The 23,456-nt window shown below is 66.2% G+C and carries 26 protein-coding genes; 21 read left to right on the top strand and 5 right to left on the bottom strand.

Going from position 1 to position 23,456, the window contains the following annotated elements; all coding sequences use genetic code 11:
• Together E0T84_RS12495 and E0T84_RS12490 are read left to right on the top strand one after the other, a co-directional pair.
• A partial coding sequence (locus E0T84_RS12495) for a phosphotransferase family protein (protein WP_138744599.1) occupies positions 1-546 on the top strand: 546 nt, incomplete at its 5' end.
• Positions 543-887, top strand: a complete 345-nt coding sequence (locus tag E0T84_RS12490; RefSeq protein ID WP_070186963.1) for a DUF6285 domain-containing protein — start codon at positions 543-545, stop codon at positions 885-887. The genes E0T84_RS12495 and E0T84_RS12490, both read left to right, overlap by 4 nt.
• 5 nt (positions 888-892) lie before the next feature.
• Here the strand turns inward: E0T84_RS12490 and E0T84_RS12485 are convergent, their stop codons facing one another.
• Entirely contained in the window at positions 893-1,528 is a 636-nt protein-coding gene (locus tag E0T84_RS12485; protein ID WP_138744598.1) for a class I SAM-dependent methyltransferase, read from the bottom strand.
• Positions 1,529-1,585: 57 nt separating this feature from the next.
• On the opposite strand from E0T84_RS12485, the gene E0T84_RS12480 reads away from it, so the two are divergent.
• From E0T84_RS12480 to E0T84_RS12395, 18 genes are all read left to right on the top strand, one after another.
• A complete protein-coding gene (locus tag E0T84_RS12480; protein ID WP_070186997.1) occupies positions 1,586-1,975 on the top strand; it encodes a nuclear transport factor 2 family protein in 390 nt (129 codons plus the stop codon).
• 20 nt (positions 1,976-1,995) lie between these two features.
• A complete protein-coding gene (locus E0T84_RS12475; protein WP_138744597.1) occupies positions 1,996-2,511 on the top strand; it encodes a YceI family protein in 516 nt (171 codons plus the stop codon).
• Between the two features lie 64 nt (positions 2,512-2,575).
• Positions 2,576-2,974, top strand: a complete 399-nt coding sequence (locus tag E0T84_RS12470) for a response regulator transcription factor (RefSeq protein WP_070186966.1) — start codon at positions 2,576-2,578, stop codon at positions 2,972-2,974.
• Between the two features lie 173 nt (positions 2,975-3,147).
• Positions 3,148-3,516, top strand: coding sequence for an NADH-quinone oxidoreductase subunit A (locus tag E0T84_RS12465; protein ID WP_070186967.1), 369 nt, complete (start codon positions 3,148-3,150; stop codon positions 3,514-3,516).
• Positions 3,507-4,061, top strand: coding sequence for an NADH-quinone oxidoreductase subunit B family protein (locus E0T84_RS12460; protein WP_065516690.1), 555 nt, complete (start codon positions 3,507-3,509; stop codon positions 4,059-4,061). The genes E0T84_RS12465 and E0T84_RS12460 overlap by 10 nt, the downstream gene beginning before the upstream one ends.
• Entirely contained in the window at positions 4,058-4,753 is a 696-nt protein-coding gene (locus E0T84_RS12455; RefSeq protein ID WP_070186968.1) for an NADH-quinone oxidoreductase subunit C, read from the top strand. Before E0T84_RS12460 ends, E0T84_RS12455 begins: the two co-directional genes overlap by 4 nt.
• Complete coding sequence (gene nuoD, locus E0T84_RS12450; protein WP_070186969.1) at positions 4,753-6,057, top strand: NADH dehydrogenase (quinone) subunit D; 1,305 nt, start codon at positions 4,753-4,755, stop codon at positions 6,055-6,057. The genes E0T84_RS12455 and nuoD overlap by 1 nt, the downstream gene beginning before the upstream one ends.
• Positions 6,058-6,178: 121 nt before the next feature.
• Positions 6,179-6,907, top strand: coding sequence for an NADH-quinone oxidoreductase subunit NuoE (gene nuoE, locus E0T84_RS12445; protein WP_070186998.1), 729 nt, complete (start codon positions 6,179-6,181; stop codon positions 6,905-6,907).
• Complete coding sequence (gene nuoF, locus E0T84_RS12440; protein ID WP_070186970.1) at positions 6,904-8,220, top strand: NADH-quinone oxidoreductase subunit NuoF; 1,317 nt, start codon at positions 6,904-6,906, stop codon at positions 8,218-8,220. Before nuoE ends, nuoF begins: the two co-directional genes overlap by 4 nt.
• Positions 8,221-8,312: 92 nt before the next feature.
• Positions 8,313-10,715 carry an NADH-quinone oxidoreductase subunit G gene (locus E0T84_RS12435; protein WP_138744596.1) on the top strand — a complete coding sequence of 801 codons (2,403 nt, stop codon included), beginning with the start codon at positions 8,313-8,315 and terminating at the stop codon, positions 10,713-10,715.
• Positions 10,712-11,935 carry an NADH-quinone oxidoreductase subunit NuoH gene (nuoH, locus tag E0T84_RS12430; RefSeq protein WP_070186972.1) on the top strand — a complete coding sequence of 408 codons (1,224 nt, stop codon included), beginning with the start codon at positions 10,712-10,714 and terminating at the stop codon, positions 11,933-11,935. The genes E0T84_RS12435 and nuoH overlap by 4 nt, the downstream gene beginning before the upstream one ends.
• On the top strand, positions 11,928-12,452 hold the full coding sequence (gene nuoI, locus E0T84_RS12425) for an NADH-quinone oxidoreductase subunit NuoI (RefSeq protein WP_070186973.1): 525 nt from the start codon (positions 11,928-11,930) through the stop codon (positions 12,450-12,452). The genes nuoH and nuoI overlap by 8 nt, the downstream gene beginning before the upstream one ends.
• Positions 12,453-12,484: 32 nt before the next feature.
• The gene (locus tag E0T84_RS12420; RefSeq protein WP_070186999.1) at positions 12,485-13,246 is read left to right on the top strand and encodes an NADH-quinone oxidoreductase subunit J; all 762 of its coding nucleotides are present in this window, start codon (positions 12,485-12,487) and stop codon (positions 13,244-13,246) included.
• A gap of 30 nt (positions 13,247-13,276) precedes the next feature.
• The gene (gene nuoK / locus E0T84_RS12415; RefSeq protein WP_070186974.1) at positions 13,277-13,576 is read left to right on the top strand and encodes an NADH-quinone oxidoreductase subunit NuoK; all 300 of its coding nucleotides are present in this window, start codon (positions 13,277-13,279) and stop codon (positions 13,574-13,576) included.
• Positions 13,577-13,583: 7 nt separating this feature from the next.
• Positions 13,584-15,464, top strand: a complete 1,881-nt coding sequence (gene nuoL, locus E0T84_RS12410; protein WP_070186975.1) for an NADH-quinone oxidoreductase subunit L — start codon at positions 13,584-13,586, stop codon at positions 15,462-15,464.
• Entirely contained in the window at positions 15,458-17,062 is a 1,605-nt protein-coding gene (locus E0T84_RS12405; protein ID WP_138744595.1) for an NADH-quinone oxidoreductase subunit M, read from the top strand. Before nuoL ends, E0T84_RS12405 begins: the two co-directional genes overlap by 7 nt.
• A 2-nt stretch (positions 17,063-17,064) precedes the next feature.
• On the top strand, positions 17,065-18,630 hold the full coding sequence (gene nuoN / locus E0T84_RS12400) for an NADH-quinone oxidoreductase subunit NuoN (RefSeq protein WP_138744594.1): 1,566 nt from the start codon (positions 17,065-17,067) through the stop codon (positions 18,628-18,630).
• 57 nt (positions 18,631-18,687) lie between these two features.
• On the top strand, positions 18,688-19,461 hold the full coding sequence (locus tag E0T84_RS12395) for an enoyl-CoA hydratase (protein ID WP_138744593.1): 774 nt from the start codon (positions 18,688-18,690) through the stop codon (positions 19,459-19,461).
• Here the strand turns inward: E0T84_RS12395 and E0T84_RS12390 are convergent.
• From E0T84_RS12390 to E0T84_RS12375, 4 genes are read right to left on the bottom strand one after another with little or no spacing between them, the layout of a single operon-like run.
• Positions 19,458-20,504 carry a zinc-dependent alcohol dehydrogenase family protein gene (locus E0T84_RS12390; protein ID WP_070186979.1) on the bottom strand — a complete coding sequence of 349 codons (1,047 nt, stop codon included), beginning with the start codon at positions 20,502-20,504 and terminating at the stop codon, positions 19,458-19,460. The genes E0T84_RS12395 and E0T84_RS12390 overlap by 4 nt on opposite strands.
• Positions 20,505-20,537: 33 nt before the next feature.
• Positions 20,538-21,212: a PIG-L deacetylase family protein gene (locus tag E0T84_RS12385; RefSeq protein WP_070186980.1), complete on the bottom strand. Its 675-nt coding sequence runs from the start codon at positions 21,210-21,212 to the stop codon at positions 20,538-20,540.
• A gap of 2 nt (positions 21,213-21,214) precedes the next feature.
• Positions 21,215-21,613 (bottom strand): SgcJ/EcaC family oxidoreductase, encoded by a 399-nt coding sequence (locus E0T84_RS12380; protein ID WP_138744592.1) that lies wholly within the window; start codon positions 21,611-21,613, stop codon positions 21,215-21,217.
• Between the two features lie 39 nt (positions 21,614-21,652).
• The gene (locus E0T84_RS12375) at positions 21,653-22,261 is read right to left on the bottom strand and encodes a TetR/AcrR family transcriptional regulator (protein WP_070186981.1); all 609 of its coding nucleotides are present in this window, start codon (positions 22,259-22,261) and stop codon (positions 21,653-21,655) included.
• A 45-nt stretch (positions 22,262-22,306) separates the two neighbouring features.
• Between E0T84_RS12375 and E0T84_RS12370 the strand changes: the two genes are divergently transcribed.
• Complete coding sequence (locus E0T84_RS12370) at positions 22,307-23,455, top strand: phosphotransferase family protein (protein WP_138744591.1); 1,149 nt, start codon at positions 22,307-22,309, stop codon at positions 23,453-23,455.
• Position 23,456: the final 1 nt, after the last annotated feature.

The raw sequence follows: 23,456 nt of genomic DNA, 5'->3' as shown, positions 1-23,456 counted from the left end.
GCCCTGCCCAGCCTCGTCGAACAGGACCAGGTGTCCCAATGGCGCGGACAACTCGACGAGATGGGCGATACCACTGCCACTTTCGAGTGGGTTTTTCGCTGGCTGGAGGCCAACCGCCCGCCTGCATCGCCGCTCGGGTTGGTGCACGGCGACTTCCGGATGGGCAATGTCATTGTCGACGACTCCGGCCTGGCCGCGGTGCTGGACTGGGAGTTGGTACACCTCGGCGAGGTCTATGAGGACCTGGCCTGGTTCTGCATCCGGGCTTGGCGGTTCGGGGCGCCGGCGCAGCTCGGGGCCGGCGGCCTGGGCAGCATCGAGAGCTTTCTGGGCGCCTACGAGGACGCCGGCGGCGCCACGCTGGACCGGTCGGCGATCCGCTGGTGGCTGGTGCTGGCCACGCTGCGCTGGGGCGTCATCTGCCGCTACCAGGCCGAGCGCCACCTGAGCGGGCAGACCCCATCGGTGGAGCTGGCGACCATCGGCCGTCGTGTCTGTGAAACCGAGTGGGACCTGCTGTGCCTACTGGACGGGAGTAGTTGGTGAGCAACCTGTACGGACGCCCGACCGCCGCCGAGCTCGTCGCCGCGGTCGCCGAGTTCCTGGACACCGAGGTGCGCGACGGAGCGTCGGTCGCGGCTCCGGTCAAATTTCAGGCCCGGGTGGCAGCCAATGCGCTGCGCATGGTCGAACGCGAACTGCTGGCCGATGCTCCTGGCCCGGCCGCCGAGGCCTTGGCCGGCCTCGGGTTCACCGACGAGGCCGCGCTGGCGTCGGCGATCCGGGCCGGCGAACTCGATGACCGGGCCGACGACGTCACCGCCTGCCTGCGCGCCCTGGTACGGCAACGGCTGGCCGCCGCGCATCCGGGTTACGACGAGCCGTGACCACGTCAGAGCCTGCGGATCCGGGCCAGCCACGCCGGCTCGTCGACCCGGGCGCCAACCGGCTCACCGATGGCCTCGGCATGCGCCGGACCCACCACACCGCGATAGGTCGTGGTCTCCAGCGACTCCAGGTCCCAGCCCTCGGAGAAGGCCCGACGGATCACTTCCTCGCTGACCTGGGGTCCGAATCCACGACCTGCGTCGGACAGGGCCAGGACGTGCACCGTCGCCCCGGTTCGGGCCGCTCGGTGCAGGCTCGCGACGTAGCGCGGCCGGTCGGCATCGTCGAAAACGTGGAACAGCGCGCTGTCGACGATCGTGTCGTACCGCGGGCCCGGAGCCTCTCCCAGGCGGGTCGCATCGGCCACCGCGAACCGCGCGTCGATTCCCCGCCGTGCGGCATTCTCGCGGGCCTGGGCAACCGCATGTTCGGAGAAGTCGATGCCGAGTACGTCATAGCCCAATCGCGTCAGCAGCATGGTGTGCTCACCGGCGCCGCAACCGACGTCCAGCATCTTGCCGCCCAGGCGGCCGGTCCGCTCCAACTCGACGATCGCCGGCTGCGGCTCACCGATGACCCACGGCGCGGTGCCGGACTCGTAGGCTTCGTCGAACAGGGAGTGTGCGGGCGTGAAGTTCATGATTCGAGTCTGAAACCTGAATAGCCGTTGAGGTCAAGCCCTACCGAGGAGCCGATGATGTCCCCTTCCGAAGCCGAACGCGTCGACGACATCGCGCACCGGCTGTTCGATGCGATCGCACGTGGCGACACGGACGGCGTGGCCCAGTTGTGGGCCGACGACGTCGCGGTATGGCACGCCGGCGATTCCAAGGACAACGACCGAGTCCGGGCGTTGAAAGTCATCGACTGGTTCGTCAACACCACCACCGAGCGCCGTTACGAAGTGCTCGAGCGGCGATTCTTCGAGGGAGGGTTCGTCCAGCAGCATGTGCTGCACGCGGGCGCGCCCGACGGCACGTTGATCGCCTTGCGGGTGTGCATCGTGATCAAAGTGGGTAGGGACGGTCTGATCCACCGCATCGACGAATACTTCGATCCGAGGGACATCGCGCCCCTGTTTGCCTGACCCGACGCATTGGAGCTGCCATGCCCACGACCAGCGACATCCTGACCGCCAGTGCCGGAAACTGGACGCTCGTACCAGACCGGTCCACCGTGGCATTCCGGAACAAGACCCTGTGGGGCCTGGCCACCGTGACCGGGCGGTTCACCGAATTCAGCGGCGAAGGCTCCGCCGGTGCCGGGGTAACCGGCCGCGTGGTGGTCACGGCGGCGTCGGTGCGCACCGGGATCGCGAAACGCGATGCACACCTGCGGTCGGCCGATTTCTTCGACGTCGAAACTCATCCCGATATCACCGTCGAGGTGACGGGTTTGGAGCCGTCCGACGAGAGGATCCGCCTGACGGCCGTCCTGACGGTCCGCGGCGTGTCGAAGCCGGTCGAGTTGCCGGTCGATGTCGAGGTTCTCGACGACACCACACGTCGACTGTCGGGGCAGTGCGAGGTCCAGCGTGACGACTTCGGTGTGTCGGGCGACCTGCTCGGGATGGTCGGTCCCACGACCGTCCTGTCGGGTGAACTTGTGTTCACCCGAGTGTGATGCCCCACAACCGAATTCGTTGAGTTGGCCGGTCTGCGACGACAGGCGCAGTAGCATCGGCAGCATGGCCGGCTCCGCGCCGCTGCACATCTTGGTGTACAGCGATAACCCGCGCACCCGCGAACAGGTACGTCTCGCACTGGGCAAACGTGTGCATCCGGAACTACCCGAACTCGACTACCTGGAAGTCGCCACCGCGCCGATGGTGGTCTCTCGGATGGATGCCGGGGGTATCGACCTGGCGATTCTCGACGGCGAAGCCACCCCGGCGGGCGGTATGGGCGTGGCCAAACAGCTCAAGGACGAGGTCGCGAACTGTCCGCCGATCCTGGTGCTGACCGGGCGGCCGGACGATGCCTGGCTGGCTAGCTGGTCACAGGCCGAGGCGGCGGTACCGCACCCGATCGATCCGATCCGGTTGGGCGATGCGGTGGTGTCGATACTGCGCACACCGGCTCAATAGCGATTCTGCGAATTGCCCTGTTGCCGTTGATTGTTCGCGGCATGGCTGTGGCCGCAGCGACACGCTGCCCCGATATGAAACGATACTAACCAAAATGTGTGGCACAGGCCGCAAAGCTCGCTAGGCTGTGGGTTAGCTCACATCGACAAGCAGGCGAGGGAGCGATAAGTGGCATGAATTTATACACGCCCATCCTGGTTCTCGCAGGGATCGCGGCCGCATTCGCGGTGGTTTCCGTGGGGATCGCGCTCGTCATCGGCCCCCGCCGCTACAACCGGTCCAAACTCGAGGCCTACGAATGCGGGATCGAACCGATGCAGCCCGGCGCCGCCGGCGTGACAGGCCAGCGCATACCGATCCGCTATTACCTGACGGCGATGTTGTTCATCGTTTTCGACATCGAAATCGTCTTCCTCTACCCATGGGCGGTGGCGTTCGACCGTCTCGGGTTGTTCGCGCTGGTGGAGATGCTGCTGTTCATGCTCACGGTGTTCGTGGCGTACGCCTACGTGTGGCGACGAGGGGGTCTGAATTGGGATTAGAAGAACGCCTGCCCGGTGGAATCCTGCTGTCGACGGTGGAAGCGGTCGCGGGCTATGTGCGCAAGGGATCGCTGTGGCCGGCCACGTTCGGTTTGGCTTGCTGCGCCATCGAGATGATGTCTACCGCCGGACCACGTTTCGACATCGCCCGGTTCGGCATGGAGCGGTTCTCCGCGACGCCGCGGCAGGCCGATCTGATGATCGTGGCGGGCCGGGTGAGCCAGAAGATGGCCCCGGTGCTGCGACAGATCTACGACCAGATGGCCGAGCCGAAATGGGTGCTGGCCATGGGGGTTTGCGCCTCCTCGGGAGGGATGTTCAACAACTACGCCGTGGTGCAGGGTGTCGATCACGTGGTGCCGGTGGACATCTATCTACCCGGATGCCCACCGCGGCCCGAGATGCTGCTGCACGCAATTCTGAAGTTGCACGACAAGATTCAGCAGATGCCACTCGGGGTGAACCGCGAAGAGGCCGTTCGGGAGGCCGAACAGGCGGCTTTGTCGGTCACACCCACCATTGAACTCAAAGGCCTGCTGCGATGAGCGCAGCCAACGGAAGCAACACGGGCGCAGGTCAGGGTCCGGAGGTGATCGCCACCCGCCGCGGTATGTTCGGCGCCTCGGGCAGCGGTGACACGTCCGGCTATGGCCGCCTGGTGCGGTCGGTGGCATTGCCGGGCAGTTCCCCGCGGCCGTACGGCGGATACTTCGACGAGGTGGTCGACCGGCTCGCCGGACTTCTCGGTGAGGAGCGCTACGCGGTCTCGATCGAGCGGGTGATCGTTCATCGAGACGAGCTGACCCTGGAGGTCAGCCGAGTCCAGCTACCCGCTGTGGCCAGCATCTTGCGGGACGATCCGCAATTGCGGTTCGAGCTGTGCCTGGGTGTGAGCGGGGTGCACTACCCCGACGACACCGACCGTGAACTTCACGCGGTCTACCCGCTGATGTCGATCACGCACAACCGCCGCATTCGGCTGGAAGTGGCAGCGCCCGATTCTGATCCGCACATCCCGTCGCTGTTTTCGGTCTATCCGACCACCGATTGGCACGAACGCGAGACGTATGACTTCTTCGGCATCGTGTTCGACGGACATCCCGCGTTGACCCGGATCGAAATGCCCGACGACTGGACCGGCCATCCCCAGCGCAAGGACTATCCGCTGGGTGGTGTTCCGGTCGAATACCACGGCGCCCAGATTCCGCCGCCCGATCAGCGGAGGTCCTACAACTGATGAGTACCGAATCCCCCGTCGTAGTGGTAGGCGGACAGGACTGGGACGACGTGGTGGCCGCGGCCCGCGAGCACGCCGGCGAACGCATCGTGGTCAACATGGGTCCCCAGCACCCGTCCACACACGGAGTGCTGCGGCTGATCCTCGAGATCGAGGGCGAGATCATCACCGAAGCCCGTTGCGGTATCGGCTATCTACACACCGGCATCGAGAAGAACCTGGAGTACCGCAACTGGACACAGGGCGTCACGTTCGTCACGCGGATGGACTACCTCTCCCCGTTCTTCAACGAGACCGCGTATTGCCTTGGTGTGGAGAAGCTGCTGGGCGTCACCGACGACATTCCGGAGCGCGCCAGCATCGTGCGGGTGATGCTCATGGAGCTCAACCGGATTTCCTCGCATCTGGTGGCACTGGCCACCGGCGGAATGGAACTCGGTGCGATGAGCGCGATGTTCTACGGATTCCGGGAACGCGAAGAGATCCTGCGGGTCTTCGAGGCGATCACCGGTCTGCGTATGAACCATGCCTACATCCGGCCGGGCGGTCTGGCCGCCGACCTGCCCGACGATGCGGTCAGTCAAGTTGGGGCGTTGCTCGACCTGCTGCCGAAACGCCTGCAGGACTTGGAGGATTTGCTCAACGAGAACTACATCTGGAAGGCCCGCACCGTCGGCGTCGGGTATCTCGACCTCACCGGTTGTATCGCGCTGGGGATCACCGGCCCGGTGTTGCGCTCGACCGGCCTGCCCCATGACCTGCGGCGCGCGCAACCGTACTGCGGCTACCAGGACTACGAATTCGACGTGATCACCGATGACCGCTGCGATTCCTACGGCCGCTACATCATCCGCGTCAAGGAGATGCGGGAGTCGCTCAAGATCGTCGAGCAGTGTGTGGACCGGCTCGACAAGATGGGCGACGGCCCCGTGATGATCAACGACAAGAAGCTGGCCTGGCCGGCCGATCTGAAAGTCGGGCCCGACGGGCTGGGCAATTCCCCCGAGCACATCGCCAAGATCATGGGTCACTCCATGGAAGGGCTGATCCATCATTTCAAGCTCGTCACCGAAGGGATCCGGGTACCGGCCGGCCAGGTGTACGTCGCGGTGGAGTCCCCGCGCGGGGAGCTGGGAGTGCACATGGTGTCCGACGGCGGCACCCGCCCCTACCGCGTGCATTATCGCGACCCCTCGTTCACGAATCTGCAAGCAGTGGCGGCGATGTGCGAGGGCGGCATGGTGGCCGATGCCATCGCCGCGGTGGCATCGATTGACCCGGTGATGGGCGGTGTTGACCGCTGATGAGCGCTTGCGCGAAGAAGAAACAGACTGTGAGCGCTTGCGCGAAGAAGAAACAGACTGTGAGCGCTTGCGCGAAGAAGAAGCAGACTGTGAGCGCTTGCGCGAAGGGGAGGCAGCACAGGTGACTGAAGTGTTCCTGGAACTGGGGCAACGCCCCGACGAAGCGGGCCCGCCGATCAACGGGCCCGCGGCGTATCCGGACGAGGTGACGGCCCGGCTGGCCGCCGAGGCCGAGCAGATCACCGCCCGCTACCCCGATGCCCGTTCGGCCCTGTTGCCGTTGCTACATCTGGTGCAGGCCGAGGACGGCTGTCTGACCCCGGCCGGAATCGGTTTCTGTGCAACGCTGTTGGGCTTGTCCGATGCCGAGGTCACCGCGGTGGCCACGTTCTACTCGATGTATCGGCGCACCCCGACGGGTGACTATCTCGTCGGGGTGTGCACCAACACCCTCTGCGCGATCATGGGCGGTGACGCCATCCTTGACGCCTTGCAGGAACACCTGGACATCCACGCCGGCGAGACCACTGCTGACGGCCGCGTCACACTCGAACACATCGAGTGCAATGCGGCGTGTGACTACGCCCCGGTGGTCATGGTCAACTGGGAGTTCTACGACAACCAGACACCGTCGTCGGCAAGGGATCTGGTGGACGGGCTCCGCGGCGGAACACCGCCGGCGCCGACCCGCGGCGCACCGCTGTGCACCTTCCGCGAGACGGCGCGCACTCTGGCCGGCCTGAGCGATCCGCACACCTCGGGTGGAGCCCCGGGCGCCGCCACCCTGGCCGGCCTGCGCGAAGCCCGCGAACGCGGAATGTCCACCCCTGAGGCAGGTCCGATCGCATGACCCCGCTGACCCCGGTACTGAGCCGATTCTGGGACGAACCAGAACCGTGGACGTTGGACACCTACCTCCGCCATGACGGTTACCGCGGGCTGCAGCGGTCCCTGACGATGGCACCGGACGACGTGATCGCGCTGGTGAAGGACTCCGGGTTGCGCGGACGCGGCGGCGCCGGGTTCCCGACCGGGACCAAGTGGTCGTTCATCCCCCAGGGGGACGAAGGTGCCGGCGCCAAGCCGCATTACCTGGTGGTCAACGCCGACGAATCGGAACCCGGTACGTGCAAGGACATTCCGCTGCTGCTGACCACGCCGCACTTTCTGATCGAGGGTGTGATCATCGCGGCCTACGCGATCCGTGCCCGCCATGCCTTCATCTACGTCCGCGGTGAGGTGGTGCCGGTGTTGCGGCGTCTGCAGGCCGCGGTCGCCGAGGCGTATGCGGCCGGGTATCTGGGCACCGACATCCTCGGCTCGGGTTTCGATCTGGAGCTGACCGTGCACGCCGGTGCGGGAGCCTATATCTGTGGTGAGGAGACCGCGCTGCTGGATTCTCTGGAGGGCCGCCGCGGCCAACCACGGCTGCGTCCGCCGTTTCCCGCGGTCGCCGGTCTGTACGCGTGCCCGACGGTGGTCAACAATGTCGAGTCGATCGCCAGCGTGCCGCCGATCATGCTCAAGGGGGTGGACTGGTTCCGGTCCATGGGCTCGGAGAAATCCCCTGGCTTCACCCTGTATTCGCTGTCGGGCCACGTCAACCGGCCCGGCCAGTACGAGGCGCCGCTGGGGATCACGCTGCGCGAACTGCTCGACTATGCCGGCGGAGTCCGCGACGGGCACACCCTGAAGTTCTGGACTCCCGGCGGGTCGTCGACGCCGCTGCTGACAGCCGAACACATCGACGTTCCACTGGATTACGAGGGCATGGCGTCGGTCGGCTCCATGCTCGGCACCAAGGCTCTGCAGATATTCGACGAGACCACCTGCGTGGTGCGGGCGGTGCGCCGGTGGACCCAGTTCTACGCGCACGAGTCTTGTGGCAAGTGCACACCGTGCCGCGAGGGCACCTACTGGCTGGCCCAGATCTACGCCCGATTGGAGACCGGCGCAGGCACCCGAGCCGATATCGACAAGCTGCTCGACATCGCCGACGGCATCTTCGGAAAGTCGTTCTGCGCGTTGGGTGACGGTGCCGCCAGCCCGATCACGTCCTCGATCAAGTACTTCCGTGACGAGTACCTGGCGCACCTGGACGGAGGCTGTCCGTTCGATCCGCACGCCTCGACATTGATGGCGACCGAAGGGGCGGGTGCGTAGATGTCCATCGCGCGAGCAGACATATATGTACTCGACACGACGACGATTTCGGGACATATACCTCTGCTCGCGGAAGGAAAGGAGGGGCGTGCATGACGCTGGCTGAGCCGACCAAGGACACCCCGCCGGTCGAGATGGTGTCGCTGACCATCGACGGTGAGCAGATCAGTGTCCCCAAGGGCACGTTGGTGATCCGCGCCGCCGAGCTGATGGGTGTCCAGATCCCCCGGTTCTGCGACCACCCGCTGCTCGATCCGGTCGGGGCGTGCCGGCAGTGTCTGGTCGAGATCGAGGGCCAGCGCAAACCGATGGCCTCGTGTACCACTGCCGTCAGCCCGGACATGGTGGTACACACCCAGTTCAGCTCCGAGGCCGCCGACAAGGCCCAACGCGGCGTGATGGAGCTGCTGCTGATCAACCACCCCCTGGACTGCCCGATCTGCGACAAGGGCGGTGAATGTCCGCTTCAGAACCAGGCAATGTCCAACGGGCGCCCGGAGACCCGGTTCGAAGACGTCAAGCGGACCTTCCCGAAACCCATCAACATCTCCTCACAGGTGCTACTGGACCGCGAACGCTGCGTGTTGTGCGCACGCTGCACCCGGTTTTCCGCCCAGATCGCCGGCGACCCGTTCATCGAGTTGCTGGAACGCGGTGCACTGCAACAGGTGGGCATCGCCCCAGGGGAGCCCTTCCAGTCGTACTTCTCCGGCAACACCGTGCAGATCTGCCCGGTCGGCGCGCTGACCGGGACCGCCTACCGGTTCCGGGCCCGACCGTTCGACCTGGTGTCCAGCCCCAGCGTCTGTGAGCACTGCGCATCGGGCTGTGCTCAGCGCACCGACCACCGGCGCGGAAAAGTGATGCGCCGCTTGGCCGGAGACGACCCCGAGGTCAACGAGGAGTGGAACTGCGACAAGGGCCGGTGGGCCTTCACCTATGCGACAGCCGGCGACCGGATCACCACACCGCTGATCCGTGACGCCGGTGTACTGCGGCCGGCTTCGTGGCCGGAGGCGCTGACGGTCGCGGGTGCGGCCTTGCTGACCGCAGGTGCGAACACCGGTGTGCTGGTGGGTGGGCGCTGCACCGTGCAAGATGCCTACGCATATTCGAAGTTCGCCCGAATGGTGCTGGGCACCAACGACATCGATTTCCGTGCCCGGCCGCACTCCGGCGAGGAAGCGGAATTCCTCGCCGCACGCATCGCCGGGCAGCCCATGACGCTGCGCTACGCCGACCTGGAAAAGGCCCAGACAGTCCTGCTCGTCGGGTTGGAACCCGAAGAGGAATCCCCCATCGTCTTCTTGCGGCTGCGCAAGGCCGCCCGCAAGAACGGCCTGCAGGTACTCGCGATGGCCCCGTTCGCCAGCCGTGGCCTGACCAAGATGGCGGGCACCCTGATCCCAACGGTCCCCGGGACCGAAGCCGCTGCCCTGGACGCCCTGGAGTCCGACGAGCGGCTGCGACGTCCGGGGGCGGTGATCCTGGTCGGTGAACGGCTCGCCGGCTCCCCCGGTGCACTGTCGGCCGCGCTGCGGCTCGCCTCGGCCACCGGGGCCCAGATCGCCTGGATCCCGCGCCGGGCCGGTGAGCGTGGCGCCCTGGAGACCGGTGCCCTGCCGAACCTGCTGCCCGGCGGACGGCCCGTCGCCGACGCCGACGCCCGCGCGCAGACCGCGGCGGTGTGGAACACCTCCGACCTGCCGGCCACCGCGGGCCGCGACACCAGCGGCATCCTGGCCGCGGCCGGCGACGGCACGCTCTCGGCCCTCATCGTCGGTGGTGTCGAGATCACCGACCTGCCCGACCCGGCGGCGGCGCTGGCCGCGCTACGGGCCGCCCCGTTCGTGGTGAGCCTCGAGCTGCGCGAGAGCGAGGTCACCGAGTTGGCCGACGTGGTCTTCCCCGTCGCTCCCGTGGTGGAGAAGGCGGGTGCATATCTCAACTGGGAAGGCCGGATTCGACCATTTGGGCCGGCGTTGCAGACCAACGCCATCCCCGATCTGCGGGTCCTGCACTACCTGGCCGACGAGATCGGCGTCGACCTCGGCCTGAACGGTCCCGAAGCCGCCGACACCGAACTGGGCCGGCTCGGTCCCTGGACCGGGCCCCGCACCGCACAACCATCGGTCGGGCCCGAGGCTCCCCCGAGCCCGCCTCCCGGGCACGCCATACTGGCCAGTTGGCGTCTGCTTCTGGATGCCGGGCGTCTGCAGGACGGCGAACCGCATCTGGCCGGCACCGCCGTGCAAGCCGTGGTGCGCCTGTCCCCGGCAACCGCTGCCGAAATCGGAGTGGCACCGGGAGATCCGGTGACCGTGAGCACCGAACGAGGTGCCGTCACGTTGCCGCTGACGGTGACCGAGATGCCGGAGCGCGTGGTGTGGTTGCCCACCAATTCTCCCGGCTCGGCGATCCACCGCCAGCTCGGGGTGAGCGCCGGAGCGCTGGTCTCGATCGGGCCGGCCCCAAGCGAGCGGGCCGACTCATGACGTACCCGGACCCCACCCTGTTCGGCCACGACCCGTGGTGGTTGATCCTGGCAAAAGCGCTCGGGGTGTTCGTCTTTCTGTTGCTGACCGTGCTCTCGGCGATCCTGATCGAACGTAAGGTGCTGGGCCGCATGCAGAGGCGGCCCGGCCCCAACCGAGTTGGCCCGTGGGGTCTGCTGCAGTCGTTGGCCGACGGCGTGAAACTCGCCCTCAAAGAGGGTCTCACTCCGGCGGGCATCGACAAGCCCATCTACCTTCTGGCCCCGATCATCGCGGTGATCCCGGCGTTCATGGCGTTCGCGGTGATCCCGATGGGCGGTGAGGTATCGGTGTTCGGACACCGCACCGCACTGCAACTGACCGATCTGCCCGTGGCGGTGCTCTACATCCTGGCCGTCACCTCGATCGGGGTCTACGGCATCGTGCTGGCCGGCTGGGCTTCCGGTTCCACCTACCCGCTGTTGGGTGGCCTGCGATCGAGCGCCCAGGTGATCTCCTACGAGATCGCGATGGCATTGTCGTTTGCCGCAGTGTTCCTTTACGCGGGAACCATGTCCACCTCCGGTATCGTCGCGGCCCAAGACGGCACCTGGTACGTATTCCTTCTGCTGCCCTCGTTCGTGGTGTACGTGACCTCGATGGTGGGCGAAACGAACCGGGCGCCTTTCGATCTGCCCGAAGCCGAGGGTGAACTGGTCGGCGGATTCCACACCGAGTACTCGTCGCTGAAGTTCGCGATGTTCATGCTCGCCGAGTACGTCAACATGACCACCGTGTCGGCGCTGGCCACGACGATGTTCCTCGGCGGATGGCATGCACCGTTTCCGTTCAACCTCATCGACGGGGCCAACAGCGGCTGGTGGCCGCTGCTGTGGTTCGTCGCCAAGGTGTGGACGTTCATGTTCCTGTACTTCTGGCTCCGGGCCACCCTGCCCCGGTTGCGCTACGACCAGTTCATGGCGTTGGGCTGGAAGGTGCTGATCCCGGTGTCACTGGTCTGGATCATGGTCGTCGCGGTAACCCACAGCCTGCGTGAGCAGGGTTACCACAACTGGGCCACCGGCCTGGTGACCACCGCGGTCATCGTCGTCGCGGTGCTGGCCGCTGCATTGTGGAAATCCCTGCGGGGCAGAACGATTCAGCTGTCACCTGAGCAGAGCGCCGGAGCATATCCGGTGCCGCCGCTACCAAATGCTGGAAAGGAGGCTGTCGATGCCTAAGTTTCTCGACGCCCTGGCCGGATTTGCCGTCACCTTCGGCTCGATGTTCAAAAAGCCGCTCACCGAAGAATATCCGGAGAAGCCGGGCCCCGTGGCGCCGCGATATCACGGCCGTCATCAACTCAACCGTTACCCCGACGGTCTGGAGAAGTGCATCGGCTGCGAGCTGTGCGCCTGGGCCTGCCCGGCCGACGCGATCTTCGTAGAAGGTGCGGACAACACCGAAGAAGAACGCTTCTCCCCGGGTGAGCGATACGGCCGGGTGTACCAGATCAACTACCTGCGCTGTATCGGTTGCGGACTGTGCATCGAAGCCTGCCCGACCCGTGCCCTGACCATGACCAACCAGTACGAGATGGCCGACGACAACCGGGCAGATCTGATCTGGGGCAAGGACAAACTGCTGGCCCCCCTGCAACCCGGCATGCAGGCACCGCCGCATGAGATGGCACCGGGCAGCACCGACGACGACTACTACCTCGGCCGGGTCAACGCACTGCCGCAGGACACCCCGTGAGCCCCGACCTCGTGCTGCCGGCCGCGGAGCACATTTCGCGGCTCGCCGCCGAGGGCACGGCGCGTACGTCAACCTCGGAGGCGGTGCTCTTCTGGATCCTCGGCGCGGTCGCACTGCTCGGCGCCATCGGAGTGGTGGCCGCCCCGAAGGCGGTGTACTCCGCAGTGTTCCTGGCCTGCACCATGATCGCGCTCGCTGTGCTCTACATCGCCCAGGACGCACTGTTCCTCGGAGTGGTGCAGGTGGTGGTCTACACCGGCGCGGTGATGATGCTGTTTCTGTTCGTGCTCATGCTCATCGGTGTCGACCTGTCCGAATCGTTCGCCGAAACGCTACGGGGACAACGCCTTGCGGCGGTGGCCGCCGGCACCGGATTCGGCATCCTGCTGATCGCCGGGATCGGCAACGTCTCGGTTGCCGGTTTCACCGGGCTGGCACAGGCCAACAGCTACGGCAACGTGGAGGGGTTGGCGGCACTGATCTTCACCCGCTATCTGTGGGCGTTCGAACTGACCAGCACACTGCTGATCACTGCGGCCCTGGGCGCGATGGTGCTGGCCCACCGGGAACGCTTCGAGCGCCGCAAGACCCAGCGCGAACTGGCAGTCGAACGGTTCCAGGCCGGCGGACATCCGACCCCGCTGCCCAACCCCGGGGTCTATGCCCGGCACAACGCCGTAGACGTCCCGGCTCGCCTGCCCGACGGCTCCGATGCGGCATTGTCGGTCAGCGCGATTCTGCCGCAGCGCGCGATCAGCAACTCGGTCGGTAACTCGGTCAACGGGGAGGAGTGACGCGATGAATCCGCGCACGCGAGGAGCAATATGAATCCCGACAACTATCTCTACCTGTCGGCACTGTTGTTCACCATCGGTGCGTCGGGAGTACTGCTGCGGCGCAACGCCATCGTGATGTTCATGTGCGTCGAGCTCATGCTCAACGCCGCCAATCTCGCGTTCGTCGCATTCTCCCGCATGCACGGTCATCTCGACGGCCAGGTGGTGGCGTTCTTCACCATGGTGGTCGCCGCCTGCGAGGTGGTGGTGGGTCTGGCGATCATCATGGCCATCTTCCGCACCCGCCATTCGGCCTCGGTCGACGACGCCAGTCTGCTGAAGCACTAAGGGCACCATGACGATACCCGTATGGCTCGTGATCGCGCTCCCCGCCGCCGGAGCCGCGGTGCTGCTGCTGGGCGGCCGACGCACCGACCGGTGGGGGCACCTGCTGGGTTGTGCCGCTGCGTTGGGCGCGTTCGTCTTCGGCGCGGTGCTGTTCAGCCAGATGCTGGGCCGCGACGGTGAACACCGCGCGGTCTCGGAGGCGCTGTTCTCCTGGGTGCCGGTGGCCGGCCTGCAGGTCGATTTCGGGCTGCAGCTCGATCAGCTGTCGATGTGCTTCGTGCTGCTGATCACCGGCGTCGGGTCTTTGATCCACATCTATTCGATCGGGTATATGTCCGACGACCCCCACCGGAGAAGGTTTTTCGCGTATCTGAACCTGTTCCTGGCGGCCATGCTGCTGCTCGTGCTCGCCGACAACTACCTGGGCCTGTACGCCGGGTGGGAAGGCGTGGGCCTGGCCTCGTATCTGCTGATCGGGTTCTGGTCGCACAAACCCTCGGCCGCCGCCGCGGCCAAGAAGGCCTTCGTCGTCAACCGGGTCGGTGACATGGGCCTGGCCATCGCGTTGATGATCATGTTCGCCACCATCGGGTCGATCTCGTTTGCCGGAGTCTTCAGCGCCGCACCGGCATTGAGCGAAGCCACCCTCACCGCGATCGGCCTGCTGCTGTTGTTGGGCGCGTGCGGCAAATCAGCCCAGGTGCCGCTGCAGTCCTGGCTCGGCGACGCGATGGAGGGCCCGACGCCGGTCTCGGCGCTCATCCACGCCGCAACGATGGTGACCGCCGGCGTCTACCTGATCGTGCGGTCCGGACCGATCTTCGACCTCGCCCCGGGCGCCCAGACCGGTGTGGTCATCGTCGGCGCCGTCACGTTGCTGTTCGGCGCGATCATCGGCTGCGCCAAAGATGACATCAAGAAGGCCCTGGCCGCATCGACGATGAGCCAGATCGGCTACATGGTGCTGGCCGCCGGGCTGGGCCCGGCCGGATACGCGTTCGCGATCATGCACCTGCTCACCCATGGCTTCTTCAAGGCCGGCCTGTTCCTCGGCGCCGGGTCGGTGATGCACGCCATGAACGACGAGGTGAACATGCGCCGCTACGGCGGGTTGCGGAAGGTCCTGCCGGTCACCTTCGCCACCTTCGGGCTCGGTTATCTGGCGATCATCGGGGTGCCGCCACTGGCCGGCTTCTTCTCGAAAGACAGCATCATCGAAGCGGCACTCGGTGCCGGCGGCGTCCGCGGCGTGGTCCTCGGCGGCGCGGCCATCCTGGGCGCCGGGATCACCGCGTTCTACATGACCCGGGTGATGCTGATGACGTTCTTCGGCGAAAAGCGCTGGGCCCCCGATGCTCATCCGCACGAGGCGCCTGCCGTAATGACCTGGCCGATGATCCTGCTCGCGGTCGGCTCGGTGGTTTCCGGTGGTGCGCTGGCCATCGGTGGCACGCTGTCGCATTGGCTGGAGCCGGTGGTCGGTGCTCATGAGGCGCACCACGCGATCCCGGCGTGGGTAGTCACGGTGGTCGTGCTCTCGGTCGTCGCGGTCGGCATCGCGGTGGCCTATCGGATGTATGCGCAGCGGCCGGTTCCGGCCGAGGTGCCCGACGGGGCGGTGCTGACGGTGGCCGCCCGGCGCGATCTGTACGGCGACGCATTCAACGAGGCGGTGTTCATGCGAGGGGGTCAGACCCTCACCGCGGCCCTGGTCACCGTCGACGACAAGGTGGTCGACGGCACCGCGGGCGGGCTGGCCGCGCTGGTGCGCCGAACATCGGATGGGCTGCGTGAGCTGCAGACCGGCTTCGCCCGCTCCTATGCGCTGTCCATGCTCGGCGGTGCGGCTCTGGTGGTGGCGACGATTCTGGCGGTGCGACTGTGGTGAGCACGATTCCTTGGCTGACGGCGCTGTGGGCGCTCCCGACGGTGGGTGCCGCGGCGGTGATGCTGCTCCCTGCATCGCAACGGACACTGGCGAAGTGGCTGGCCCTGGTGATCTCATTGGCGGCCCTGGGTCTGGCGGGGCTGATCGCGGCCGGCTTCGATCCGGCCGGCGAGCAGTACCAGTTCGTCGAGTCACACCGCTGGATCCCGTCGTTCGGTACCGGATACATCCTCGGGGTCGACGGCATCGCGCTGGCCCTGGTTGTTCTCACCGCCGTGTTACTCCCGCTGCTGATCATCGCGGGCTGGAATGACGCTGCCCGCCAGACCGGTCTCGGCGGCCGCGGTGTGCAGGCCTACCTGGCGCTCACCCTGGCTGTCGAGGGCATGGTGTTCATGTCGCTGGTGGCGCTGGACATCCTGCTGTTCTACGTGTTCTTCGAGGCCATGCTGATCCCGATGTACTTCCTGATCGGCGGGTTTGGAGAACACCGCGCTCAAGCTTCCAAAGCGGCGGTGAAGTTCCTGCTGTACAACCTGTTCGGCGGTCTGGTGATGCTGGCCGCGGTGATCGGCCTGTACGTGGTGACCGCAGGCACTGATGCGTTTGCATCAGGCACCTTCGACTTCCGGGCGATCGTCGCCGCGGTGTCCTCGGGCGAGTTCGTGATCAACCCCGCGATCGCGAACTTCCTGTTCCTGGGGTTCATGTTCGCGTTCGCGGTCAAGGCACCGCTGTGGCCGTTTCACCGGTGGCTGCCCGACGCCGCGGTCCAGGCCACCCCGGCCAGTGCGGTGCTGATGATGGCGATCATGGACAAGGTCGGCACCTTCGGCATGCTGCGTTATTGCCTGCCCCTGTTTCCCGACGCCTCAACGTATTTCCGCCCACTGGTCATCACGCTCGCGGTGATCGGTATCATCTACGGCGCGGTTTTGGCGATCGGTCAGACCGATGTGATGCGCCTGATCGCCTACACGTCGATATCGCACTTCGGTTTCATCATTCTCGGGATCTTCGTGATGACCAGTCAGGGCCAGGCCGGTTCGACGCTGTACATGATCAATCACGGAATCTCCACGGCCGCCCTGTTCCTGATCGCCGGGTTCCTGGTATCTCGGCGCGGTTCCAGGCTGATCGACGCCTACGGCGGCGTACAGAAGGTGGCGCCGGTACTCGCAGGAACGTTCCTGGTCGCAGGCTTGGCGACGTTGTCACTGCCGGGCCTGGCGCCGTTCATCAGTGAATTCCTGGTTCTCATCGGCACATTCACGCGCTATCCGGTGGTCGCGGTGTTCGCCGCCACCGCACTCGTGTTGTCGGCGGTGTACATCCTGTGGATGTACCAACGGATGATGACGGGTCCGGTCCCCGACGGGTTGCTCGAGGGTGACGACGGTGGGCGCGGCTTACACGATCTGGTGCCGCGCGAACTGGTGGTGGTGGCACCGTTGATCGCACTGCTGCTGGTATTGGGCATCTACCCCAAACCCGCACTGGACGTGATCAATCCGGCGGTACAGCACACGTTGACCACCATCGGACAAACCGATCCGGCACCGAGCGCACCACCGACCATCGCCGAGGGGAGCCGCTGACCATGGTGACGCCGAGCATCGAGTACGCCCTGCTCTCCCCCATGCTGATCGTGTTCGGGGTGGGAGTGGCCGGCGTGCTCGTCGAAGCCTTCCTGCCGCGCCCGGCGCGCTACGCGGTGCAGGTCGCCCTCGCGCTGGGCGGGTTGCTGGCAGCAGTGGTGGCAGTGGTCCTGCTGGCCCGGGACCTGCACGGCACCCCCGGCAAGCCCGCGGTACTCGGCTCGGTGGTGCTCGACGCACCGGCGGTGTTCTTGCAGGGGACGATCGCCCTCGTCGGTATTCTCGGCATCTTGCTCATAGCCGAACGTCAATCGGCCGCAGAGACTTCCGGTGACGCCCGCGGCCTCAGCGGGTTCACCCCACAGGCGTCGGCAGTACCGGGCAGTGTCGCCGAGCGGCTGGCCACCAAGACCGGTGTGATGCAGACGGAAGTCTTCCCGTTGACCATGTTCGCGATCGGCGGCATGTTGTTGTTCCCGGCCGCCGATGATCTGCTGACCATGTTCATCGCACTGGAGGTGCTCTCTCTTCCGCTGTATCTGGTATGTGGTCTGGCCCGGCGCCGCCGTCTGCTGTCACAAGAGGCCTCGCTCAAATACTTTCTGCTGGGGGCGTTCTCGTCGGCGTTCTTCCTCTACGGCGCGGCCATGCTGTATGGCTACGCCGGGACGCTGGACCTGGCCGGGATCGCCACTGCGGTGGACACCAAAGCACCCAACACCCCGCTGGCGCTGGTCGGTGTGGCCCTGTTGCTGGTCGGACTGCTGTTCAAAGTCGGCGCCGTTCCGTTCCATTCGTGGATTCCCGACGTGTACCAGGGCGCTCCCACCGCGATCACCGCGTTCATGGCCGCGGCCACCAAGATCGCCGCGTTCGGCGCAACGCTGCGCATCTTCTACGTCGCGCTACCCCAGTTGCGCGACGATTGGCGGCCGATTCTGTGGGCGATTGCCATCCTGACGATGGTGGTCGGCACCATCACCGCCGTCACCCAGACCGACGTCAAACGGATGCTCGCCTACTCCGCGGTGGCACATTCGGGGTTCATCCTCACCGGTGTGATCGCGGCCAACCCGGCCGGAGTGTCCTCGACGCTGTTCTATCTGTTCGCCTACGGATTCAGCACGCTCGGCGCGTTCGCGGTCGTCGGGCTGGTGCGCAACAGCACCGGCGAAGAGGCCACCGGGATGGCCCAGTGGGCTGGCCTGGGACGACGGTATCCGATTGTCGGCGTGGTGTTTTCACTGTTCCTTCTGGCGTTTGCCGGGATCCCGCTGACCAGTGGATTCGTCAGCAAGTTCGCGGTGTTCAAAGCCGCGGGCGAGGGCGGTGCGATCCCCTTGGTCATCGTCGGTGTCATCGCCAGTGCCGTCGCGGCGTACTTCTACGTGCGGGTGATCGTGCTGATGTTCTTCACCGACGCCCCCGAGGACGCACCGGAGGTTGTCGTCCCCAGCGGGCTGTCCACTGCCGTCATCACCGTCACCGCGGCTGTCACGTTCGCACTCGGCGCATTACCGCAGCCCCTGCTGGACCTGGCCGACAATGCGCAGACTTTCCTGCGCTGACTGCTCACCGCGAGCAGACCCAAACTTGCACAAATATGCGGCGTAGCATGCAATTTTATGTCTGTTCGCGATGTTGTCCTGGCCGCTGACCACGGTGCTGTCCGGGTTCTCACCCTCAACCGCCCACAGGCGCGAAATGCCCTGGGCCGCGAGTTGATCGAGGCGCTCTATGCCGGCCTGGAGGCCGCTGACGCCGACACCGACGTGCGGGCGATCGTACTCACCGGAACCGACCCGGCATTCTGCGCCGGCGTCGACCTGAAGGAAGCGCAAACCCTCGGCACGGAGTACTTCGCGGAGTTCCGGTCGCACAACTGCATCACCAAGACCGGCGAGCTGCGTACTCCGATCATCGGCGCGATCAACGGTGCGACGTTTACCGGCGGGCTGGAGATGGCGCTGGGCTGCGATTTCCTGATCGCCTCCGAGCGTGCGGTTTTCGCCGACACCCACGCCCGGGTCGGCATCCTGCCCGGCGGCGGGATGACGGCACGGCTCCCGCACGTGGTCGGCGCCGCCATGGCGCGCCGGCTGTCGATGACGGGCGAGGTCATCGATGCCGCGCGCGCCGAACGCTTGGGTCTGGTCACCGAGGTGGTGCCGCATGAGGCCCTTCTGGACCGCGCGCTGGAGCTCGCCGCTCAGATCGCCGAGGTACCGGGACCGATCATGGCGGGGCTCAAGGAGATCTACACCCGCGGTACGACGCCACTGCTGTCCCCCGCGCTGGCCGCGGAGACGGAGATCGCCGGCGCGCAGACCCGCGATTTCGACGGGCTGGGCGACCGCTATCAAGCAGTGGCTCAACGCAACCGAGGACAGATCGGCTAGGCCGTCGGGTTCGGCTCGATGATCGTCATCCCGGGGCCGGTGGGTGCGTCCATGGCTGCCATCGCGGCACCTGCCTCGTCGAGACCCACCACACGGGTCACCAAACGCTCCGGGTCCAGCGCTCCCGAAGCGATGAGGTCGAGCATTGCCGGATAGTCGACGGCGGGCATCCCGTGCGACCCGAGGATCGCCAGCTCCTGGGCGATCACCCGATCCATCGGGAACGCGGTCAGCGCGGCGCTCCCGAGGAGCAGGCCCACCTGAATGTGCCGGCCCCGCCGCCGCAATGCGGCTACGGAGGCCGCCGCAAGTGCTGGATCACCGAGGGCGTCGATACCGATGTGCACACCACCGCCGGTGCGTTTTACGACTTCGGCGGCGACATCGGCGCTTTCGCTGCTGGGGACGAGTTCGTCAGCACCAAGCCCGCCCGCCGCGGCCAGGGCGGCCTCGGTCACGTCGACCGCGATCACATTGGCGCCGAACGCCTTCGCGATCATCACTGCCGACAGACCGACTCCGCCACAGCCGTACACCGCCACCCACTGGCCTGGCGCTACCCCTCCGTGGGTGACCACGGCCCGGAACGAGGTCGCGAACCGGCACCCCAACGACGCAGCCGCGGCGAACGAGACACCGTCGGGCAGGCGGACGAGATTGGTCTGAGCCCGCGGCACCGCCACCCGCTGGGCGAACGATCCCGGCAAGGTGAAACCCGGCTGCTCCTGGTTTGGACACACCTGGGCAGCCCCGGCCTCACAGAACTCGCACCGCCCGCAACCCAGCACGAACGGGGCGGTCACCCGGTCGCCCACCTGCCAGCCCGAGACATCGGTGCCGACAGCCGCGACGGCTCCGGCGAACTCGTGCCCGGGAATGATCGGCAGGGCCACGTGGTCGTGTCCACGCCAGGCATGCCAGTCGGACCGGCACAGGCCGGTGGCCGCCACTTCGACGACCACACCGTCGTCGGGACACTCAGGATCGGCGACCTCGACGACCTCCGGCAGCACGCCGATCCCGGAAAACACCACTGCACGCACAGCTGCGATGGTAGGCCTACTCGGCGGGTCGGCTCAGCGATGCCGCTTGAGGATGAAGCCTACGGTGCGCTCGCCGAATCCCGGCGATGCCGGCGTCGACATCTCCACCTGCCGGCGCGCCTGTTCGACCACGGGAGTCCGCGAGTCGAGCACCGACAGGTAAACCTCATGGGCAGCAAGAGAACTCACTGCCAGCTCGGTATAGCCGTCGACCACCTCGCAGTGGGTCGGCTCCGGCCCGTTCTCGAAGAGCCACGCCGGCGGATCAGCCAGCGAGTCGTAGGCAGCTGCCACCGCGTGAGCGAACTCGATGTGATCACGCTGGTTCGGTTCGCCGGGCGACCAACTCGGCCCGCTGTAGATGGTGATGACGACGTCGGGACGCATCGCCGTGACGGTCTCGGCGATCCTCTCCCGCAGCTCGGACGTGTCGCGGATGTTGCTGTCCGGAAAGTCCCAGAACACCACGTCGTCCACACCGACGATGGCCGCCGATCGGCGTTGCTCCTCTTCTCGCAGCGGCCCGGCTTCTTCGGGCGCCATACCGGCGATACCCACCTCGCCACGCGAGGCCAGCGCGTACCGCACGGTCTTGCCGGCGGCGGTCCACTTGGCCACGGCCGCGCCGACGCCGTACTCGGGATCATCCGGGTGCGCCACCAACACGAGCGCGGTCTGCCAGTCGGTGGGAAAAGGCTGGATGTCCATCGTCAGCTCACCCGGGTGTTGTGGGCCGATCGAATCAGCCAGCGACCGTCGTTGTCGACGAAGACGTAACTGATGATGCCGCTGCGGTCCTGCGCGGTTGCGCCCGGCTGAACGTGGTCCGGCCAGTCCCAGTGGGTGTGCACCAGCGCCACCCCGGGCGCGATCTCATCGATGGCCTCGACCCGCTGGGTGTAGTTCCGCTTCTGGCGGACAACGGATTCCGGGACATCCCGGTGCCCTTCCACATTGGCGTCACGCGAGGTCCACCACGTTCCGCTGTGCGCGACGAAGTCTGCGTCCTCGGTGAAATACCGGCCCCAGCCGTCCATGTCGTGCGCGATCCACAGATCGGTCGTGGTGGCCATGACGGCCCGGATCTCCTGTTCGTCGTTGGCTTTCACCACACCAGTGTCGAACCTGAAGTGCGGTTCATGTCAACCTCACGGCTTGACAGTGGCCCCGTGCACCAGGATCGCCGCCGTCTGCGCCACCCACTCGTCGTCGAGTTCGCGTTCGGGCCACAGCAGCATCCGCAGCATGGTCGACCCGCCGATCAGCTCCACCAGGCGGTCCGGGTCGACATCCGGTTGAACCTCACCGCGCATGATGCCGTCGACGATACGGGCGCGCACGGTGACGAACGTCCCGGCGAACCGCTGCATCACCCGGGCGTTGAGGTCGGTGTCGGCGACGACATCGGCGACCAGACCAGGCAGGGCCGCACGCATCACCGGGCTGGTGAACACGTCACGGGCGGCAGCGATCATCGCCCGAATGTCCGCGGCGATGTCCCCCGCCGGCGTCGTCAACGCGGTTGCGGTAGCCGGGAACACTGCCTCGTGCACCAACTCCGCTTTGCTCGACCAGCGGCGATACAGCGCGGTTTTCGTGGTCTGAGCCCGCTCGGCGACGGCCGCCATGGTCAGGTTGGCGTAACCGATTTCGACAAGCAGGTCCGTAGTCGCCTGCAATATGGCAGCGTCGATGCGCGGGTCTCGGGGACGTCCCGCTCCGGCGGTCTTGCCAAGTGGTGATGGCTCTGCTTTCATAACGCTACTAACAGTATCGTAATTGTGGCCGTAAGGAACAGTTGAATGGCAAACGAGGCCGTGGACGCTCCTGTCGAGAACGTCGACCACCTGCAACGCTCCAGCCGTGACGTCACCACCCTGCCATCGGTGCTGTCCAATTGGTTGTCCACCGTGATGCCCGGCGGCATCGCTCCCGAGATCACCGTGGAAAGCGGAGTCGACTCCAACGGCATGTCCTCCGAAACGATCATGCTGACCGGCCGCTGGGAAGACAACGGCGAACCCCAGGAGCAGAAGTGGGTGGCACGCGTCGCCCCCACCGTCGACGACGTCCCGGTGTTCTCGTCCTACCGGCTGGATCACCAATTCGAGGTGATGCGTCAGGTCGGCGAGCTCACCGACGTGCCGGTGCCCACCGTGCGCTGGATCGACACCACCGGAGAGGTGCTCGGCACCCCGTTCTTTCTGATGGACCGCGTCGACGGCCAGGTCCCTCCGGATGTCATGCCGTACACCTTCGGCGGCAATTGGTTCGCCGACGCCCCCCTCGATCGCCAGCGCGAGTTGCAAGACAGCACCGTCGAGGTACTGGCGAAACTGCACGCGATCCCCGACGCCGCAGAACGGTTCGCGTATCTGTCCGAGGTCGATCCACCCGGCGACACCGCGCTGCGCAGGCACTTCGGCTGGCTCAAGAACTGGTATGAGTACGCGGTCCCCGACATCGGCCGTTCCCCGTTGGTCGAGCGCGCACTGACGTGGCTTCAGGACAACTTCCCCGAGGACGTGGCGGCGTCGGAATCCGTTCTGACGTGGGGCGATTCCCGCATCGGCAACGTGCTCTACGACAACTTCCGGCCGGCGGCGGTACTCGACTGGGAGATGGCCACGGTAGGACCTCGCGAACTCGACGTCTCCTGGATCATCTTTGCGCACATGGTGTTTCAGGAGCTGGCAGGCATGGCCGGGCTACCCGGCCTGCCGGACGTGATGCGCGAGGAGGATGTCCGCGCCACCTACCGCGAGCTGACCGGCGCGGAGCTCGGTGACCTGCGCTGGTTCTACGTCTATTCCGGTGTCATCTGGTGCTGCGTGTTCATGCGCACCGGCGCCCGGCGGGTCCACTTCGGTGAAACCGAGAAGCCCGACAATGTCGAAACCATGTTCTACCACGCGCCGTTGCTGCGGCGCCTGATCGAGGAGGAGGCCTGAG

Source organism: Mycobacterium sp. DBP42 (assembly GCF_005924235.1).
GTDB lineage: Bacteria > Actinomycetota > Actinomycetes > Mycobacteriales > Mycobacteriaceae > Mycobacterium > Mycobacterium syngnathidarum.
This window is presented reverse-complemented; position numbering and strand designations above follow the sequence as displayed.

What these genes read in the sequence shown, in the direction of transcription:
- nuoN (WP_138744594.1), top strand. Translation starts at nt 17,065, where the DNA reads ATGGTGACGCCGAGCATCGAGTACGCCCTGCTCTCCCCCATGCTGATC.
- E0T84_RS12465 (WP_070186967.1), top strand. Translation starts at nt 3,148, where the DNA reads ATGAATTTATACACGCCCATCCTGGTTCTCGCAGGGATCGCGGCCGCA.
- nuoF (WP_070186970.1), top strand. Translation starts at nt 6,904, where the DNA reads ATGACCCCGCTGACCCCGGTACTGAGCCGATTCTGGGACGAACCAGAA.
- nuoK (WP_070186974.1), top strand. Translation starts at nt 13,277, where the DNA reads ATGAATCCCGACAACTATCTCTACCTGTCGGCACTGTTGTTCACCATC.
- E0T84_RS12435 (WP_138744596.1), top strand. Translation starts at nt 8,313, where the DNA reads ATGACGCTGGCTGAGCCGACCAAGGACACCCCGCCGGTCGAGATGGTG.
- E0T84_RS12370 (WP_138744591.1), top strand. Translation starts at nt 22,307, where the DNA reads ATGGCAAACGAGGCCGTGGACGCTCCTGTCGAGAACGTCGACCACCTG.
- nuoH (WP_070186972.1), top strand. Translation starts at nt 10,712, where the DNA reads ATGACGTACCCGGACCCCACCCTGTTCGGCCACGACCCGTGGTGGTTG.
- E0T84_RS12475 (WP_138744597.1), top strand. Translation starts at nt 1,996, where the DNA reads ATGCCCACGACCAGCGACATCCTGACCGCCAGTGCCGGAAACTGGACG.
- nuoD (WP_070186969.1), top strand. Translation starts at nt 4,753, where the DNA reads ATGAGTACCGAATCCCCCGTCGTAGTGGTAGGCGGACAGGACTGGGAC.
- E0T84_RS12485 (WP_138744598.1), bottom strand. Translation starts at nt 1,528, where the DNA reads ATGAACTTCACGCCCGCACACTCCCTGTTCGACGAAGCCTACGAGTCC.
- nuoL (WP_070186975.1), top strand. Translation starts at nt 13,584, where the DNA reads ATGACGATACCCGTATGGCTCGTGATCGCGCTCCCCGCCGCCGGAGCC.
- E0T84_RS12385 (WP_070186980.1), bottom strand. Translation starts at nt 21,212, where the DNA reads ATGGACATCCAGCCTTTTCCCACCGACTGGCAGACCGCGCTCGTGTTG.
- E0T84_RS12470 (WP_070186966.1), top strand. Translation starts at nt 2,576, where the DNA reads ATGGCCGGCTCCGCGCCGCTGCACATCTTGGTGTACAGCGATAACCCG.
- E0T84_RS12455 (WP_070186968.1), top strand. Translation starts at nt 4,058, where the DNA reads ATGAGCGCAGCCAACGGAAGCAACACGGGCGCAGGTCAGGGTCCGGAG.
- E0T84_RS12395 (WP_138744593.1), top strand. Translation starts at nt 18,688, where the DNA reads ATGTCTGTTCGCGATGTTGTCCTGGCCGCTGACCACGGTGCTGTCCGG.
- E0T84_RS12375 (WP_070186981.1), bottom strand. Translation starts at nt 22,261, where the DNA reads ATGAAAGCAGAGCCATCACCACTTGGCAAGACCGCCGGAGCGGGACGT.
- nuoI (WP_070186973.1), top strand. Translation starts at nt 11,928, where the DNA reads ATGCCTAAGTTTCTCGACGCCCTGGCCGGATTTGCCGTCACCTTCGGC.
- E0T84_RS12480 (WP_070186997.1), top strand. Translation starts at nt 1,586, where the DNA reads ATGTCCCCTTCCGAAGCCGAACGCGTCGACGACATCGCGCACCGGCTG.